The following is a 16,626-nucleotide window of genomic DNA, read 5'->3' as shown; positions in this document are numbered from 1 at the left end:
GGCGCGGCGTCAGGAGGACACCGTGGAGTTCGACGTGATCGTGGAGATCCCCCAGGGGTCCCGCAACAAGTACGAGATGGACCACGAACTGCACCGCATCCGGCTGGACCGGCTGCTGTTCACCTCCACCAAGTACCCGGCCGACTACGGCTACATCGACCACACCCTGGGACGGGACGGCGATCCTCTCGACGCCCTGGTGATCGTCGGCGAGCCGACGTTCCCCGGGTGCACCATCGAGTGCCGGGCCGTGGGCATGTTCTGCATGAAGGACGAGCAGGGCCCGGACGAGAAGATCCTCTGTGTGCCCGCGCACGACCCCCGGTTCGCGCGCCTGCAGGACATCGGTGACGTCCCCGACTTCGACCGGCTGGAGATCACCCACTTCTTCGAGGTGTACAAGGACCTGGAACCCGGCAAGAGCGTCGAGGGCTCCCACTGGGAGGGTCGGGAACAGGCGTACGCCCAGATCGATGCCTCACGCGCCCGGGCCGGCGGGACCTCCACGTGATCACCTGACCGGGCTCAGGTCCCGGACCGCCGCCCGGTGCGGCCCTTGTCCAGGAAGCGCCGCAGCCGCGCCTCCGTCCAGGTGTTGATGACGTCGTCCTTGGTGAGCCAGCCGCGCTGGGCCGTGCCCACGCCGTAGCGCATGTTCGCCAGGTGCAGAGTGGAGTGGGCGTCACTGTCGACGGCGAACTTCACCCCGTGCCGCCTGGCCCGCAGGATGTCCTCGTCGCGCAGGTCGAGGCGGTCCGGGTGGGCGTTGATCTCCAGCGCCGTGCCGGTGCGCGCGCACGCGGCGAAGACCTCGTCCAGATCGGCGTCGAGGCCCGGCCGCTTGCCGATGATCCGGGTGGTGGGGTGGCCGATGATGTTGACGTACGGGTTCTCGCAGGCGCGCACCAGCCGTCGGGTCAGCTGCTCTCGGCCCTGGTTGAAGTGCGAGTGCACCGAGGCGACGCCCAGATCGAAGCCGGCCAGGAACTCCTGCGGCCAGTCCACCTCCCCCTCGGGGTCGATGTTCAGCTCCGCCCCGTGCAACAGCCGCATGCCGCCGCCCCGGCTGCGCCGGCCGCGCTTGCCGTAGGCACCGTCGAGTTCGCGGACCTGCTCGCGCTGGGCGAGCATCCGCTCGTCGGTCATGCGCTGCATGTACAGGGTGGGCCCGTGGTCGGTCACCGCGTAGTAGGCGTAGCCGCGTTCGGCGGCCGCCGCGACCATCTCCTCCAGCGGGGCCAGGCCGTCGGTGAGGTCGGTGTGGGTGTGCAGATCGCCCCGGATGTCGGACTCCTCGACCAGTTCGGGCAACTCGCCGTGGAGTCCGGCCTCGATCTCCCCGCGGTCCTCGCGCAGCGCCGGATGGATCCACGGCAGGCCGAGCCTCGCGTAGACCTCCTCCTCCGTCTCGGAGACGATCTTCTCGCCGCTCTCGGTGTCGAACAGCCCGTACTCGGACAGCTTCAGCTTCTGGTGCACGGCCAGTTCACGGGTGCGGATGTTGTGCGCCTTGGAGCCGGTGAAGTACTGCAGCGCCGCGCCCCACGAGTCCGGTGGTACGACGCGCAGGTCGACGGAGAGGCCCTTGGTGGTGCGGATCGAGGTCTTCTTCTCGCCGTGGGCGATGACCTCCGAGACGTACGGCAGCTCGGTGAGCGCCTGCATCAGCGGCTTGGGCCCGGTCGCGGCGGCGAGCACGTCGATGTCGCCGATCGTCTCGCGGAAGCGGCGCAGTGAACCAGCGTAGGCACACCGCCGGCAGCCGGTCACCCGGGACAGCTCGGCGACCACGTCGTCGGCGAGGTCCAGGGCCACGTCGAGCAGCACGCGGTCCTCGGAGGCCTGCAACAGCTCGATGCCGTGCAGGATGTTCTCCTCGGTCTTGGGCCCGAAGCCCTTCAGGTCACGCAGCCGCTCGGCGTGGATGGCGTCGGCCAGCTCGTCGACCGAGGAGATGCCCAGCTCCTCGTGCAGGACGCAGGCCTTCTTCGGGCCGAGGGTGGGGATCGCCGTCAGCCGCCGCACACCGGCGGGGATCTTCGCCCGGAGTTCCTCCACCGCGGACACCTTGCCGTCGCGGAAGTACTCGGCGATCTTCTCCGCGATCGACTTGCCGACGTTGGGGATCTCCTGCAGGCCCTTGACGTCGAGCGTGGAGACGTCGGCGTGGTAGCCGCCCACCGACCGGGCGGCCTTCTCGTAGACGCGCGCCTTGTACGCGTCTCCTCCGGTGATCGAGATCAGGTCCGCGTATTCGGCGAACAGCGCGGCGACCTCGTCGTTGGAACGAGCCACACCTCCAGCGTAGGCGGCCGCGGCCGGCCGCGCCGAGCGCCGGCGCGGCGCTCCGGGGACCGCGGTCGTATGCGGAGCGGCGAATCGGCATCCGGGATCTCAGGCCCGATGTGGATCACATGCACGGCAGGGCAACCCAAGGGCCGAAAAGCCCGTCAGTAATGAGCGTCGACAGTCATCCGGTCCAGGGAAGGTCCCCCCATGCCGCTGCGCACCCGAATAAGACGGCCCCGCCTCCTCATCGCCCTCGCGACGGCCGTCGCCCTGACCGCGGCCGTCGCTCTGATCGTGGCCCTGACGGTCACGACGTACGACCACACCTCGCCGCGCGCCGCCCGCAGCAAGGCATCCGGAACGGTGGCGGGCCCCGTCGACTGCCGCAAGGCGAAGTGCGTGGCCCTCACCTTCGACGGCGGCCCCAGTCTCACGACCCCCAGGCTGCTGGACATCCTGAAGCAGCAGCATCTGCACGCGACGTTCTTCGTGCAGGGCCGGGGCCACATCGCCGAGTACCCCGAGATCCTGCGCCGTATCGCCGACGAGGGGCACGAGATCGGCAACCACACCTGGACGCACCCGGTCCTCACGCAGATCGACGCGGACGACGCCCGTGCGGAACTGACGCACACTCAGGACGCCATCGAGAAGGTCACCGGCACCAAGCCCGTCCTGATGCGGCCGCCGCAGGGCCGCACCAGCCGCGAGGTGGCGCGGATCTGCAAGGACCTGGGGCTGGCGCAGGTGCTGTGGAGCGTCACGGCCAAGGACTACGAGACGACCGACACGGACCTGATCACCAAGCGGGTGCTCGAGCAGACCCACCGCGACGGCATCATCCTCCTGCACGACCTGCACAAGGGGACCGTGCCCGCCGTCCCCGGGATCGTCAAGGCGCTCGAGGACCGCGGCTACACCATCGTCACGGTGTCCCAACTGCTGGCCCCGGCCCAGCCCGAGCCGGGGATGGTCTACCGGCCCTGACCCTGCACGGCCTGCGGACGAGGCCGCCGTGCCGCCGTCGCCGTGACGCAGTCCGGCGTGTGTCAGGGGCAGCTGATCCTGGTGTCGCCCGGGTCGGTCCGGCAGACGTCGGCCCCGGCTCCGCCGTCGACCGTGTCGTTGCCTCCCACCCGGTCACGGGAGTTGAGGACGTCGCGGCCGGGGCCGCCCAGGATCGTGTCGGCGCCGGGGCCGCCGACGACGACGTCCGCGCCGTCCCCGGCGTAGTCATCGCCACGCCGGGACGGCTCGGGCAGACCTTGGCGACCCAGCTCGACCTCGTACGGTGCTCCCGGTGCGTGCCGGTCCGGGTCAGGCCCGCAGGTAAGTGAGGACGGCCAGGACCCTGCGGTGGGTCTGGTCCGTCGGCGGCAGGTCCAGCTTGGCGAGGATGTTGCCGATGTGCTTGCCGATCGCCGCTTCGGAAACCACCAGCTCCTTGGCGATCGCGCCGTTGGACTTGCCTTCGGCGATCAGTGCCAGCACCTCTCGTTCGCGCGGGGTGAGCTGCTCCAGCGGATCGCGGCGGCGACGCAGCAACTGGCGCACCACCTCGGGGTCGACCACCGTCCCACCGTCCGCCACCTTGTGCAGCGCCGCCACGAACTCCTCGACCTGGCCGACCCGGTCCTTGAGCAGATAGCCGACCCCCGATCCGTCGCCGGAGTCCAGGAGCTCCGCGGCGTATGTCCGTTGCACGTACTGGCTGAGGACCAGGACCGGGAGGGTGGGGCGCTTCCCCCGCAGCCGCACTGCCGCGTGCAGGCCCTCGTCCTGGAAGCCGGGCGGCATGCGCACGTCCGTCACCACGATGTCGGGGGCATGCTCCTCGACCGCGGCGACCAGGGCCTGCGCGTCCCCGACGGCCGACACCACCTCGTGGCCGAATCGGCCGAGCAGGCCGACGAGCCCTTCCCGCAGCAGCACGCTGTCTTCGGCCACCACTACGCGGAGCGATCGGCCGCCTTGGTCAACTCGCAAGGAAACTCCACACGCAACAGAGTCGGTCCACCCGGCGGACTGGTCAGGGCCAGTCTGCCATCGAGGACCGACACCCGGTCCGCGAGACCGGTGAGGCCGCTGCCCGCCGAGGCGTCCGCGCCGCCGCAGCCGTCGTCGCGCACTTCGAGGAACAGGAGTCCGTCGCGATGACCGCCGCTCACCCGCGCGCGCTCGGCCCCGCTGTGTTTGGCGACGTTGGCGAGTGCCTCGCAGACCACGAAGTACGCCGCGGATTCGACCGCCTGGGCCGGTCGGCCCGGCAGTTCGAGGTCGATGTCGACGGGGACCACGCAGCGGTCGGCGGCGTCGGCGACCGCAGCTTGAAGGCCGTAGTCCGTGAGGACCTTGGGGTGGATGCCGTGGATGAGCTCGCGTAGCTCCGCGAGCGCTTTGCCCGCCTCCTCGTGGGCCTTGGTGAGCTGGTCGGCGAGCGGGCCGGCAGGGGCGTCGAGGCGGGCCAGCCCGAGGGCCATCGTCAGGGCCACGAGGCGCTGTTGGGCGCCGTCGTGCAGATCGCGCTCGATGCGGCGCCGCTCCGCCTCGAAGGCGTCGACCAACCGGACGCGGGAGCGGGTCAGTTCGACCACCTTGGCGCTGAGCTCGCCCTCGGGGGAGGCGATCAGCAGCCGGGTCAGCTCGGCGCGGGCGCCCGCCGTGACGCCGAGCACGTAGGCGCACAGGGCCATCAGGAGCAGGCCCAGTACGGCGACGCCGAACGCGGTCGGCCATGTGGTGACCGTCCACTGTTTGAGCACCTTCGCCTCGTGGCCGTCGCCGACCGTGGCCATCAGCAGCGGGGTGGCGACCATGGACAGCGGGAAGAGCAGGGCGACCGTGATCGCCAGGGCGTCGACCGGCCACAGCAGCCCGGCGAACAACAGCGCGTACCCGAGCTCCCGCCAGGTGGTCTGCTCCCGCAGTCGGGTGACCAGCCAGGCCCACAGCCCCGGCGCGGCCGGCACCTGGTGCCGGCCGGACACCGGGGTGCGGTGGATCAGGCGCAGCCTGCGCCGCTCCACCTCGGCCACCGGGAGCCCGCTGAGGGCGACCAGGACGAGCAACGGCAGCCCCACCAGGACGATGGCGAGCGCACCGCAGAGCGTGGCCACTGCCACGATCCCCACCAGGGCGGCGGCGCCGGTCACCGCGCCGGTGAGCAGATACGCGGCGGAGCGCCAGGGCCAGGCCGACAACAGGAAGCCCGGCCGGGACATGGCCTGCCACACATTCCGAGGGTGCATGAGCATGACCGTAAGCGGCCCGACCGGCCCGGTGCCATCGGTCCGGACTCCGTATCGGGGGTAGGGCCGGCCCTACCCCAGGTCTCGCTCTGGCCGTACTGCGTCACGAGGGGCTTGCGCGGTTCGGTGGAGACACCGACGAGCCGACGGACCGAGGAGCAGGTGCTGATGGGTGGACACATGACGAACGACGCGATCGGATTGCGCGACGTGACCCGGCGGTACGACTCGGGCCGTACTCACGTCACCGCCCTCGACGAGGTATCGCTCGCCTTCCCGAGGGGGACCTTCACCGCCGTGATGGGCCCGTCCGGGTCCGGCAAGTCGACCCTGCTGCAGTGCGCCGCGGGCCTGGACCGGCCCACGTCCGGCTCGGTCACCGTGGGCGGCACCGAGCTGACCGGGCTGAGCGAGACCAAGCTGACCCTGCTGCGCCGCGAGCACATCGGGTTTGTGTTCCAGGCGTTCAACCTGCTGCCCTCGCTGACCGCCGAGCAGAACGTGGCCCTGCCGCTGCGGCTGGCCGGCCGCCGCCCGAAGAAGGCCCAGGTGCGCGAGGTGCTCGCACAGGTCGGACTCGGCGACCGTGCGCGCCATCGACCGACGGAGATGTCCGGCGGCCAGCAGCAGCGAGTTGCCCTGGCCCGCGCTCTGATCACCCGCCCCGAAGTGCTGTTCGGCGACGAGCCGACCGGCGCACTCGACTCGCAGACCAGCCACGAGGTGCTGACCCTGCTGCGCGGCATGGTCGACCGGGACGGCCAGACGATCGTCATGGTCACCCACGACCCCGTCGCCGCCTCCTACGCCGACCGCGTCGTCTTCCTCGTCGACGGCCGTGTCAACGGTGAGCTGATCGGCGCCTGCGCCGAGGACATCGCGGCGCGCATGACCAAGCTCGAGGCGGTGCCGTGCTGAGCACCACGCTGCGCGCCCTGCGCACCCGCTGGGTCACCTTCGTCGGTAGTTTCGTCGCCCTCTCCCTGGGCGTGGCGCTGCTCGCCGTGATGGGACTGGCCCTGGCGTCCTCGCTGGACGCACCCGACCGGGGGCCGGAGCGGTTCGCCGCCGCGCCGGTCGTCGTCAAGGGCCAGGACACCCTCGACGTGCCCACCTCGATCGGCGACCGCACCCGGAAGCTCGCGCAGCCACGAACCGTGCCCGACGCCACGGTCGCGAGGCTGCGCGGCCTCGGGACCGTCGTCGAGGACCGGTCGTTCGCCGTGCGGGCCGAGGGCGGTCCCGCCGATCTGGTGGGCCATCCCTGGTCCACCGCGGCCTTCGCGCCGTACGAGCTCGACGCTGGACGCGCACCCGAGGCCGCTGACGAGGTTGTCGTCAGCGGTGACTGGGCCCGTCCGGGCACCCGGGTGCGGACCGACGGCGGCACCGTGCGCGTCGTCGGCACCGTGCGCGGGCTCGGCTTCGAGAACGCCGTGTTCTACACCGACGCCCGCGCCGCCGAACTGTCGCCGCGCAGTCTCCAGCTCGTGGTCGACGCCGATGCGGCGGCCGTGCGCGAGGCGGTGCGCGGCAGCGAGGGCGTGCAGGTTCTCACCGGGGACGCGCGCCGGTACGCCGACGCCGACCCCGACCGGGACAGCGAAGCCCTCACCGCGATGAACGCCATGTTCGGCACGGCCGGCGGCGTCACCGCCTTCGTGTCGGTGTTCGTGGTGGCCTCGACCTTCGCGTTCGCGGTGGCCCAGCGGCGCCGCGAGTTCGGGCTGCTGCGCACCGCCGGGGCGACCCCGGGGCAGATCCGCCGCATGGTCGTCCACGAGGCGCTCGCGGTCGGTGTGCTCGCCTCGGCCGCCGGCTGTGTGCTCGGTTCCTACGGGGCACCCGAGCTGGCCGAGTGGGCGGTCGACGAGAGCCTCGCGCCCCGCTGGTTCACCATCGGCGACTACACCTGGCCCTACCACATGGCTTTCTGGACGGGCCTGTTCGTGGCCCTGTGCGGCGTGCTGGCAGCGTCCTGGCGGGCCGGGCGTACCGGTCCCACCGAGGCACTGCGCGAGGCGTCCGTGGACGCCCGGCCGATGACCTGGAGCCGCCGGCTGTTCGGCGCGGCCCTGCTGATCACCGCCGCGGTGACGCTGGCCCTGGACCTGGTGACGAACCTGGGCGACCTGCTGCAGCGCAAGACCTATGTGAGCCGGCCGATGCTGCTGATCACCGCGGTCGCGCTGCTCGCGCCGGTGCTGGTACGGCCACTGGCCCGGCTGATCGCCTGGCTGCCGGCCCGACTTCCGGGCGCCGGCGGGATGCTGGTACGTGAGAACGCCGCCGCCGGGGTCCGCCGCACCGCCGCCGTCGCTGCGCCTGTGCTGGTCACGGTCGCGCTGGCCGGCTCGCTGCTCGGCGCGACTGCCACCCTCGACGGGGCGAAGGCCACCGAGGTGCGCGAGCAGACGGCTGCCGACTTCGTGGTCACCCCGGCGGGCGGCGCCGGCTTCGACGAGGCGACGCTGCAACGGCTTCGGGCCGTGTCCGGTGCAGAGGTCTCGCCGAGCTCCTCGAGCGCCGTGTACGTCCTGGAGGACGGCGTGGCGCTCATCCGGTCCGATGCCAGAGCCGTCGATCCGCGGCCGCTCGCGGCAACGGCCCGTCTCCCGCTCGTCGCGGGGAAGGTGAGCGATCTGGACGACGACTCGATCATCGTCAACGAGGAGTGGGAGAAGCACACCGTGGGCGAGCGGGTGGACGTGTGGCTCGGCGACGGCACGAGGAAGTCCCTGAAGATCGCCGCGGTCATGACCATCGGCACCGGCAACAACGGCGTCTATGTCACCCCGCGCAACGCCCCCGCGGCGCCCGTCGACCGGGTCGACGTGCGCCTCGCGCCCGGCACCGACACGGCCACCGTGGCCGCCGCTCTGCGTCAGGCGGTGCGGGCGTCGGGCGGGGTGGTCCTCAACAAGGACGCCTGGGTGCGGGCGACGTACCCCGAGACCGACCGGACGTCCCGGATGGGATTCTTCCTGGTCCTCGGGATCGCCCTCCTCTACACCGGCATCTCGCTGGCCAACACGATGGTCATGGCGACCTCCGACCGGGTCCGCGAGCTGGCTGTGCTGCGACTGGTCGGCGCCACCAGGTGGCAGGTGCTGCGGCTGGTGGGCGCCGAGGCGCTGATGGTGGTCATGGTGGGCGGTCTGCTGGGAGCGCTGGTCGCCGGCCTCAACCTGGTGGGCATGTGGAGTGCGCTGGGCCTGCTCTCGGTGTGGACGTCCATCGAGATCCCGTGGGCGACGCTCGCGGCGGCCCTGGGTGCCTGCGCGGTTCTCGCCGTGATCTCCGCGGTCGTCCCGGCCGGCCTCTCCCTGCGCCGCAGGGCGGTGGAGCTGGCGGGCGTACGCGAGTGACCTCCGGCCGACGTCGGCCTGCCCGGACGCCGCCCTGCCCCGGCAACCGGGCTTCCGCCCCCACCGGCAAGCGTCGCTGCGCAGGCGAATCCGTGGTTGTCGGCGTCGCTCCTGAATTCATGGTCCTCGGCGTCGCTCCCGGAAGCCACGCGTCGAAGCTCCGCGTCAGCTCGTCGTGGCGGTGGTGTGGTGCGGTCGGTTGTGGATCAGCAGGGCCGAGGCGAGGGCAGCGCACAGGAACACGGCGGCGATGACGGTCATGCCGGCGTGGACGCCGGAGGTGAAGGCGTCGCCGATCGCGGCGGTCACGTTCGGCGGGGCCGCCCGGTTGCCGCCGCTGCCGGTGGAGACGGCGTGTTCGACGGCGGGCCAGGCTGCCCGGGGGACGTGGTGAGCGCCGAGGCTGTCCGGCAGCCGGGACCGGAGCCGGCCGGCGAGGAGTGCGCCGAGGAGGGAGGTGCCGGTGACGGATCCGATCTGGCGAAAGGCGTTGACGGCCCCGGAGGCCATGCCGGCGCGTTCGTGGGAGACGCTGACCAGGGCGGCGGCGGTGCTCGGCGCGGCCACCATCCCGCTTGCGGCTCCGAAGAGCGCGTACAGCCACCACACCCGGGCATAGGGGGTGGTCGGACCCAGCGTGGTGAGTCCGGCCGTGGCGGCGGCTCCGACGAGGAAGCCGAGGGTCAGTGGGAGCTTGAAGCCGGTGCGGCGGATCACACGTCCGGTCGCGTAGCTGACGATGACGTAGCAGCCGAAGAACGCCAGCAGCCGCCATCCCACGTCCAGGGCGGACAGATGCTGGACTCGCTCGTAGAAGAGCACCGACAGGATGGCCAGGCCGGTGAAGCCGAACAGGGAGACGGCCGCGACGAACATGACGGCACTGAAGGACGCCGACCGGAACAGGGTGATGTCCAGCATGGGTGTGCGCCCGGCGCGCTCGACGAGGACGAAACCGGTCAGGGCCGCGGCCGCGATGATCCAGGCCGCGAGGATGCGGGGGCTGGTGTAGCCGTCGTGTCCGCCTTCGATGAGGGCATAGACGAGGGCGGCGATGCCCAGGACGGCCAGGACCTGGCCGGGGATGTCGAGCTTGCCGCCGGGGCCGCGCGATTCGGCGACGAAGGCGGCGGCGGCCATCGTGACCACGGCGAGGACGGCGGTCGACAGGAAGACCGTGTTCCAGTGGAAGTGGTCCAGCAGTGTGCCCGCGATCAGAGGGCCGACGGCGAGTCCGATACCGGAGGAGGCCGCCCAGATGGTGACGACTTCGGTGCGCCTGTGTGGGTCGGGGAAAGCGGCTCCCAGGATGGCCAGGCTGTTGGGCAGGATGAGAGCACCGCCGAGGCCGGAGACGAGCTGGCCGGCGATGACGCCTCCCGTCGAACCCGCCGCGTAGACGATGAGCGAGCCGGTGATCATGACCGCGGCGCCGGTGACGAAGGCGCGCTTGCGGCCGTAGAGATTGCCGACGGTGCCCGCGGACATCACCAGACTGGCCACGAGCAGGGTGTACGCGGAGGGGATCCAGACGAGGCCGGTCGGGGAGACGTGCAGGTCGTCCTGGATGGCCGACAGCGCCGACACCGATGCGGTGATCAGCAGAAACGTCGTCATGGCGCCGAGGCACATCGCGATGAGCGTGATGCCGGCGGCGGCCCGGGAGGGCTGGTTCGGGGAGAGCCGGACACCGGTGTGCCGGCCGGCCGGCTTGAGCCGGCCCGGGGCGGGGGAAGGAGCGGAAGCCATGCTGTCCTCGCCTCAGCCGAGCTGCGGGTAGAGGGCGGCGACGCCACCGGAGAGGCCGGCCTGGACCCGGCGGCTGAGGTCGTCCACGACGATCTCGGGTGCGCCGGCGGCGATGCCGTCCACGGCGGCACGGGCGACGTCCGCCGGGTCGGTCTTGGGCTCGGTGACATGGCGGGCCATGTCGGTGTCCATGTAGCCGACGTGGAGCCCGGAGACGGTGATGCCCCGGGGTGCGAGCTGCTGACGCACCTCGTTGGTCAGGCTCCACTGCGCGGACTTGGCCGCGGAGTAGGCGCCCACAGCGGGGAAGGTGACCCATGACAGCACAGACAGGATGTTGAGGACGGCGCCTCCGCCCTGGGACTCGATCACCGGGGCGAAGGCCCGGATCATGCCGAGGGTGCCCAGGTAGTGGGTCTCCATCTCCAGGCGGACGTCGTCCCAGCTGCCGGTCAGCAGATCGGCGCCCGTGGAACTGCCCGCGTTGTTGATCAGCACGGTGATGTCACGGACCTCCTCGGCGGCCGCGGCGACGGAGGCGGGGTCGGTGACGTCGATCCGGATCGCCTTCACACCGGGCAGATCGATCTGGTCCGGTCGGCGGGCCGCCCCGTACACCGTGGCGCCGCGCGCGACCAGTTCCTGGGCGAGCGCCCTGCCGAGCCCTCGGTTGGCTCCGGTGACCAGGGCGGTTGCTGTGCTGATGTCCATGGTTGGTTCTTCCCTCGGGAGGTCCGGGGGTGCGCACACCCCAGCTGACTTACGCTTTCAGAAGTTAGCTACGACGGTATAGGCTGACTTCATAAGAGGCAAGCCAGGTGGAGGGCCGAGAGATGAACGATCTGCTGAAGGAACGGGACGCCTGGTCCATGGCCAACTGCTCCATCGCCAGGACCCTGGAGATCGTCGGCACCAGGACGGCGCTGCTGATCATGCGCGAGGCGTTCTTCGGCACACGCCGGTTCGACGACTTCGCCAAGCGTGTGGGCATCGGCGAACCCGCCGCCTCGACGCGCCTGAAGGAACTCACCGCCGCCGGTCTGCTGGAGCGCGTCCCCTACCAGGAACCCGGGCAGCGGACCCGGTACGCCTATCAACTGACCCAGAAGGGGCGGGACTTCCTGCCCGTCCTCTCGGCGCTGCGGCAGTGGGGCGACACCTGGGCCGCCGACGAACAGGGACCCCCCGTGGTCGTACGCCACGAGAACTGCGGCGCCCCGGTGCACGTGGCGCTCCGCTGCGACGACGGCCACGACGTGCCGATCGGCGACGCGTTCGTCGACGCCGGCCCGGGCCTCATCCGCGTCAGCCCGGACAGTCCCTGAACCCGGTGGCGGCGAGGCGCGACCCAGCAGGAGTGGCCCGTCCCGTCCCCTCCCGCGAGTGGCCCCGCCCCCGCCCCCCTCGCCAACCGGCACGCCACACCGACACACACGCCCCGCCCCGCCCCGCCCCGCCCCGAGGAGCTGCCCCCATGTCCGACACATCGAAGAAGTCCCCGGTCACCGGAGCGGCCGGCGAGACGGGAGCGGAGATACAAAGGTCACGTGTGTTCGGCTGGGAAGACCCCGCCATATCCGCCGACGCCGTCCCTCACCACAGCGGTCTCGACTTCCTCCGCGAGATCCTGGCCGGACGACTGCCCGCCCCGCCGATCGCCGCCACCCTGGGCTTCACCCTGGAGGAGGCCGAGCACGGCCGGGCGGTCTTCGTACTGGTGCCGGGCGAGGAGCACTACAACCCGATCGGCAGCGTCCACGGCGGCGTCTACGCCACGCTCCTCGACTCGGCGGCCGGCTGCGCGGTGCAGTCCGTGCTGCCCCGGGGCATGGGATACACCTCGATCGACCTGACCTTGAAGTTCCTGCGCCCGATCACCGTCGACACCGGCAAGGTCCGCGCCATCGGCACCGTCCTCAACAGCGGCCGCCGCACCGCCCTCGCCCAGGCAGAGCTCCGCGACTCCGACGACCGGCTCCTGGCCCACGCCACCAGCAGTTGCATGCTCTTCCCGGTCCCGGTGAGCTGAGCGCGATCGGGGACCCAGGGACGTCACACCGTCCCGTTCACGGGTCGCACAGGCCGGTGGCGCGCCTTCACACCCGGCCGCCGAAGAAGACCTGCACCTCCCGGATCTGCCCGCCCCGGACCGTGATCGCCTCCATGTTGCGGTACCGCCCGCCCGTCGCCGGCTCGTATTCGTAGTGGACGAAGACGAGTTCGTCGTCCACTGCCGTGACGTGGAGCAACCGCTGTTCCCTGAACCGGTCCGCGGTGGGGAAACACCGCTCGAAGAACGCCGACTTGCCGATGTGATCGTCCTGCGGGCTGGTGAACGTGAAGTCGTCGGCGTAGAGAGGGAAGGCCGCGTCCCGGTCCTGTGACCGGTAGTGGCGGAAGGCGGCCTCGACGACGCCTGTCGGAGTGGTGCCCATCGGATCTCCTCGATCGGACGACTGCCCCTGCTCCGCCACCCTAGGACCCGCCGACCGCCCGGAGACGTCAGAACGTGGCGCCCGCGCGGCGCCGACCGGTTCATGGCGTGAAGGGCGCGGCCGACCGGAACGCGCAGACCCACGCAACGATTGAACGGGGCATAACGCGCGGACACCCCCCCTTGTGAGCGATGATGGGCCCTATCGTCCGTTGACGCCGTATTTGCCCAGCAAGTGGCCGGGCCGGGAGGAGCGGCATGAGTCGGAACGGATTGATCACCATGGGCGTGGCGCTGTGCACAGCCGCAGCATTCGGCCTGGCAGTGCCGCATACCGCCGCGGCCGCCACCAATCGCTGCTCCTACACGTCATCGACGCTTCGGCCCACGCTCACGTACGGTGACACGGGCTCGTCCGTCAAGCAGGCGCAGTGCCTGAGCAACGCCTGGGGAGGCCAGCCACCGAAGCTGGCTCTCGATGGGGACTTCGACACCGTCACGCTGAAGAAGATCGAGTGGATCCAGGGCTGCCACGGCTTGCCGCCGAACGGTGTCATCGAAGGCCACACTTGGCAGGTTCTCTATCACCCGGCCCTGGATTGTTATGACCCCTATCCGGCCTGAGCCGGCACCGAGTGCCGCCGTGAGCCAGTGCACGACACGGTCAGTGCCGGAATGGGCCCAGGTCAGCCACGGCGGAGAGAGCAGGCCGGAATACTGGTGATCTTCATCGCTGGGTGACCCGTAGGTGTTGCCGTTCGGCCAGCTCCTCCGCGCCGACCACGGTGAGAACGGGGGTGCCCGGCAGCGCGAACATGGTCACCACCAGCTCTGACTGCGCGTCCGGAAGGTTGTTGGCGCCCTGGTAGTGGATCACGTCGCCCCCCGGCTCGAACACGGCGTCACCGGCCCTGAGTATCCGAGGCGCCTGCCCCTCCAGCTCGAAGAGGATCTCCCCCTGGGTCACGTAGCCGAAGAGCGGCCCGGGGTGCCGGTGCGGCGGTGCGCCGGGGTCACCGGGCGGCAGGGTGACCCGGACGGTCCTGGCCTCGGCGCCGGCCGGGACACCGGTCACCGCCTCCGGCAGGGTCGCGATCACCTCAACGCCCGGGGGCAGGTGTGCGTGTTCAGCGCTCATGCGTTCCTCCATACAGGGACTGTCATGAGTAAAGACAAGACGGCGTCCCCGTTTGTGACAGCCCTGTGCGGCGAGCCGCCAGGAGTCCCTGTCCGCCACGGCCGATCCCGCACAACGACGCGACGTCCTGCGCGACGAGGCAGCGGCGCGCACAGACATCAGGGCCGCCCGTGCCCCGGTTTCCCGGAGCCGGACGGCCCTTCGGCAGTGGTGTGCTCTGGGGCGGGGCGATGCCGTAGCGGCGTCTCCGCGCGCCCCCTAGGCCGCAGCCCGGTCGCCCTGTGCCGCCGCCGTGGTGTCGGGCTGCTTCGCCATGGCCGCCGCTTCGCTCCGCATCGTCAGCAGGGTGACGATCCCGCCCACCGCGGCGATCACGGCGGCCCAGACGAAGGCGGCGCCGAAGCCGTCCGTGAGGGCGGGCAGGTCGCCCAGCTGTCCGGCGCCCTGCGAGGTGGCCACCGCGGTCAGTGCGGCGAGGCCCAGGGCCGACCCCACCTGGTAGGTGGTGTTGACGATGCCGGACGCCAGACCGGCCTGCTCCTGCGGGGCGCCGGACATGGCGGCCATCATCGCCGGGATGTAGGCGAGGGACATGCCGAGCGCGGCGACGAGTGAGGCGGGCAGGACGTCGACCGCGAAGGTGCCGGTCGGTTCCACGGCGGAGAGCCACAGCAGGCCCGCAGCGAGGATGAGCAGGCCGCCGCCGATCAGTGGCTTGGCGCCGAACCTGGCCAGCAGCCGGGCTGTGACAGCGGTCATGAAGATCATCAGCAGGCCGGTCATGGGCAGCAGCGCGGCACCCGACGCGAAGGCCCCGTAGCCGAGCACCTGCTGGAGATAGAGGTTGAGGAAGTACCACATCGGGATCCAGGCGGCACCGAGCAGGGCCATCGCAAGGTTGGCCGAGCCGAGCCGCGGCACGCGCCAGATGCCGAGCGGCATCAGCGGTTCGCGCACCGACTTCTGCATCACGAGGAAGAGCGCGAGCAGTACGGCGGCGCCGACGAGTTGCAGCACGGTGCCGGTCGACGTCCAGCCGGTCTCCGGGGCGCGCACGATGGCGAAGACAGCGAGCGCCAGGCCCGCGGTGACAGCGACGGCACCGAGCACGTCGACGGAACCGCGTCGGCCGCCGACGGCCGGGAGCAGCTTGGTGGCGGCGAGGGTGGCGACGCCGATCGGGATGTAGACGATGAAGACCCACGGCCAGCTGAGCCACTCGGTGAACACACCGCCGAGGAACACGCCGGCCGTGCCGCCGGCGGGCGCGGCCGCGCCGTACAGCGCCATGGCCTTGCCGAGCTCCTTCGGGTCGTGCGCGAAGAGCATCATCAGCAAGGTCATCGCGGACGGCGCGATCAGCGCACCGCCCACACCCTGCACGGCTCTGCCGACGACCTCCACCCAGGCCGTCTGCGCGGCAGCCGCGACCACGGACCCGGCGATCAGCACAACCCAACCGGTGCTGAAGACCTTGCGCGCGCCCAGCAGGTCGGACAGGCGGCCACCGAGCAGCAGCAGTCCACCGAACGCGATGACGTACGCGTTGAAGACCCACTGCAACTCGCCCTGCGAGAAGCCGAGGTCCTTCTGCATCTCGGGGAGCGCCACCCCGATGATCGACGTGTCCATGATCACCATGAACTGAGCGGCGGCGAGCACCACGAGTGCCCACCAGCGCCGGGGATTGACGGCTGACATGGGTTTCACCTCTCCCGCTTCGTATACCCCCAGGGGGTACCTGGCGATGGCACCGTAGCATACCCCCAGGGGGTAACAAGAAATGAGGATCAGTGGTCAACTTCTCGCCAGGCCAGCTACTTTGAGCCGATCGACTACGACCAGCGCATCGGGCAGCTCTGCGTGGGGCGTGACGCCGCCCCCACGATCGAGACCCGGGTCCGGGCCGGCGGGAAGCGCAAGCAGCGCGAACAGTCACCGATCTTCACAGCCCCACAAAGGCCGCTGTGGCCGGGCGCTGGATCAGTGGCTGCGGAGCCAGTACCCACTCGAAGACCACTGGATCAGCCTCTGGGAAGAGATCGACGTCTTCCTCAAACAGCTTGGCAACAACGCCAGTCGCTCCTTCGCCGATGACAAGCGCGGCGAATACCACGAACTGATCGTCGAGATGCCAAGGCGGTCAGCGGACTGGCACGCGGCCACAAGGGCGCAAACGCGAACGCACCCCAAGCGCCTCGGAAGGATCTTCGCTGTTGCACCGCCCGAGCGCGGGCCGCCCGACTGCGCTGCGGCAATGCCGCATACGGTGTTGTAGGCACCGCAGTAGCTCCCCAGGAGCCGGTCGCTGGAGCGCATATCGATGAGCGCGCACCGGAATTGTGGCGCAGACGGGACGTGTCCATGAGCCGACTTCTGTCGGTTGGAGGTGCACGAAGG

17 protein-coding genes are annotated in these 16,626 nt (G+C 70.8%); 7 read left to right on the top strand and 10 right to left on the bottom strand.

From position 1 onward, the window contains the following. Nucleotides 1-22: 22 nt before the first annotated feature. Nucleotides 23-511: an inorganic diphosphatase gene (locus tag IE318_RS03755; RefSeq protein ID WP_189896254.1), complete on the top strand. Its 489-nt coding sequence runs from the start codon at nucleotides 23-25 to the stop codon at nucleotides 509-511. Nucleotides 512-525: 14 nt separating this feature from the next. Here the strand turns inward: IE318_RS03755 and polX are convergent, their stop codons facing one another. After that, nucleotides 526-2,295: a DNA polymerase/3'-5' exonuclease PolX gene (gene polX / locus IE318_RS03750; RefSeq protein ID WP_189896252.1), complete on the bottom strand. Its 1,770-nt coding sequence runs from the start codon at nucleotides 2,293-2,295 to the stop codon at nucleotides 526-528. Nucleotides 2,296-2,496: 201 nt separating this feature from the next. On the opposite strand from polX, the gene IE318_RS03745 reads away from it, so the two are divergent. Further along, nucleotides 2,497-3,276: a polysaccharide deacetylase family protein gene (locus IE318_RS03745; protein WP_189896250.1), complete on the top strand. Its 780-nt coding sequence runs from the start codon at nucleotides 2,497-2,499 to the stop codon at nucleotides 3,274-3,276. A gap of 62 nt (nucleotides 3,277-3,338) precedes the next feature. On the opposite strand, the gene IE318_RS46085 is transcribed toward IE318_RS03745, so the two are convergent. From IE318_RS46085 to IE318_RS03730, 3 genes are read right to left on the bottom strand one after another with little or no spacing between them, the layout of a single operon-like run. Further along, nucleotides 3,339-3,551, bottom strand: a complete 213-nt coding sequence (locus IE318_RS46085; protein ID WP_268256726.1) for a hypothetical protein — start codon at nucleotides 3,549-3,551, stop codon at nucleotides 3,339-3,341. A gap of 55 nt (nucleotides 3,552-3,606) precedes the next feature. After that, nucleotides 3,607-4,239 (bottom strand): response regulator, encoded by a 633-nt coding sequence (locus IE318_RS03735; RefSeq protein ID WP_189896248.1) that lies wholly within the window; start codon nucleotides 4,237-4,239, stop codon nucleotides 3,607-3,609. Continuing rightward, nucleotides 4,239-5,537, bottom strand: a complete 1,299-nt coding sequence (locus IE318_RS03730) for a sensor histidine kinase (protein ID WP_229903310.1) — start codon at nucleotides 5,535-5,537, stop codon at nucleotides 4,239-4,241. The genes IE318_RS03735 and IE318_RS03730 overlap by 1 nt, the downstream gene beginning before the upstream one ends. A gap of 180 nt (nucleotides 5,538-5,717) precedes the next feature. On the opposite strand from IE318_RS03730, the gene IE318_RS03725 reads away from it, so the two are divergent. Together IE318_RS03725 and IE318_RS03720 are read left to right on the top strand one after the other, a co-directional pair. Continuing rightward, nucleotides 5,718-6,455 (top strand): ABC transporter ATP-binding protein, encoded by a 738-nt coding sequence (locus IE318_RS03725; protein WP_189896246.1) that lies wholly within the window; start codon nucleotides 5,718-5,720, stop codon nucleotides 6,453-6,455. Continuing rightward, nucleotides 6,449-8,905 carry an FtsX-like permease family protein gene (locus IE318_RS03720; RefSeq protein ID WP_189896244.1) on the top strand — a complete coding sequence of 819 codons (2,457 nt, stop codon included), beginning with the start codon at nucleotides 6,449-6,451 and terminating at the stop codon, nucleotides 8,903-8,905. The genes IE318_RS03725 and IE318_RS03720 overlap by 7 nt, the downstream gene beginning before the upstream one ends. A 165-nt stretch (nucleotides 8,906-9,070) precedes the next feature. On the opposite strand, the gene IE318_RS03715 is transcribed toward IE318_RS03720, so the two are convergent. Both IE318_RS03715 and IE318_RS03710 read right to left on the bottom strand, forming a co-directional pair. After that, nucleotides 9,071-10,654, bottom strand: a complete 1,584-nt coding sequence (locus IE318_RS03715; RefSeq protein ID WP_189896242.1) for an MFS transporter — start codon at nucleotides 10,652-10,654, stop codon at nucleotides 9,071-9,073. Between the two features lie 12 nt (nucleotides 10,655-10,666). Then, the gene (locus IE318_RS03710) at nucleotides 10,667-11,365 is read right to left on the bottom strand and encodes an SDR family oxidoreductase (protein WP_189896240.1); all 699 of its coding nucleotides are present in this window, start codon (nucleotides 11,363-11,365) and stop codon (nucleotides 10,667-10,669) included. Between the two features lie 122 nt (nucleotides 11,366-11,487). Here IE318_RS03710 and IE318_RS03705 point away from each other — a divergent pair, with 122 nt between their 5' ends. Further along, nucleotides 11,488-11,979: a winged helix-turn-helix transcriptional regulator gene (locus IE318_RS03705; RefSeq protein ID WP_051843892.1), complete on the top strand. Its 492-nt coding sequence runs from the start codon at nucleotides 11,488-11,490 to the stop codon at nucleotides 11,977-11,979. A 209-nt stretch (nucleotides 11,980-12,188) separates the two neighbouring features. After that, complete coding sequence (locus IE318_RS03700) at nucleotides 12,189-12,683, top strand: PaaI family thioesterase (RefSeq protein WP_189896448.1); 495 nt, start codon at nucleotides 12,189-12,191, stop codon at nucleotides 12,681-12,683. Nucleotides 12,684-12,750: 67 nt separating this feature from the next. Here IE318_RS03700 and IE318_RS03695 read toward each other — a convergent pair whose 3' ends face one another. Continuing rightward, complete coding sequence (locus IE318_RS03695; protein ID WP_189896238.1) at nucleotides 12,751-13,089, bottom strand: nuclear transport factor 2 family protein; 339 nt, start codon at nucleotides 13,087-13,089, stop codon at nucleotides 12,751-12,753. 257 nt (nucleotides 13,090-13,346) lie between these two features. Between IE318_RS03695 and IE318_RS03690 the strand changes: the two genes are divergently transcribed. Beyond that, nucleotides 13,347-13,712, top strand: a complete 366-nt coding sequence (locus IE318_RS03690) for a peptidoglycan-binding domain-containing protein (RefSeq protein WP_189896236.1) — start codon at nucleotides 13,347-13,349, stop codon at nucleotides 13,710-13,712. Nucleotides 13,713-13,815: 103 nt separating this feature from the next. Here IE318_RS03690 and IE318_RS03685 read toward each other — a convergent pair whose 3' ends face one another. From IE318_RS03685 to IE318_RS03675, 3 genes are all read right to left on the bottom strand, one after another. Beyond that, nucleotides 13,816-14,226, bottom strand: coding sequence for a cupin domain-containing protein (locus IE318_RS03685; protein ID WP_189896233.1), 411 nt, complete (start codon nucleotides 14,224-14,226; stop codon nucleotides 13,816-13,818). A gap of 258 nt (nucleotides 14,227-14,484) precedes the next feature. Beyond that, nucleotides 14,485-15,927 (bottom strand): MFS transporter, encoded by a 1,443-nt coding sequence (locus IE318_RS03680; protein ID WP_189896230.1) that lies wholly within the window; start codon nucleotides 15,925-15,927, stop codon nucleotides 14,485-14,487. Nucleotides 15,928-16,171: 244 nt separating this feature from the next. Beyond that, the gene (locus IE318_RS03675) at nucleotides 16,172-16,342 is read right to left on the bottom strand and encodes a hypothetical protein (protein WP_189896228.1); all 171 of its coding nucleotides are present in this window, start codon (nucleotides 16,340-16,342) and stop codon (nucleotides 16,172-16,174) included. Nucleotides 16,343-16,626 lie beyond the last annotated feature (284 nt).

The organism is Streptomyces spiralis, from assembly GCF_014654675.1.
GTDB lineage: Bacteria > Actinomycetota > Actinomycetes > Streptomycetales > Streptomycetaceae > Streptomyces > Streptomyces spiralis.
The sequence above is the reverse complement of the archived record's forward strand: the minus strand, read 5'-3'. Positions and strand labels throughout refer to the sequence as shown.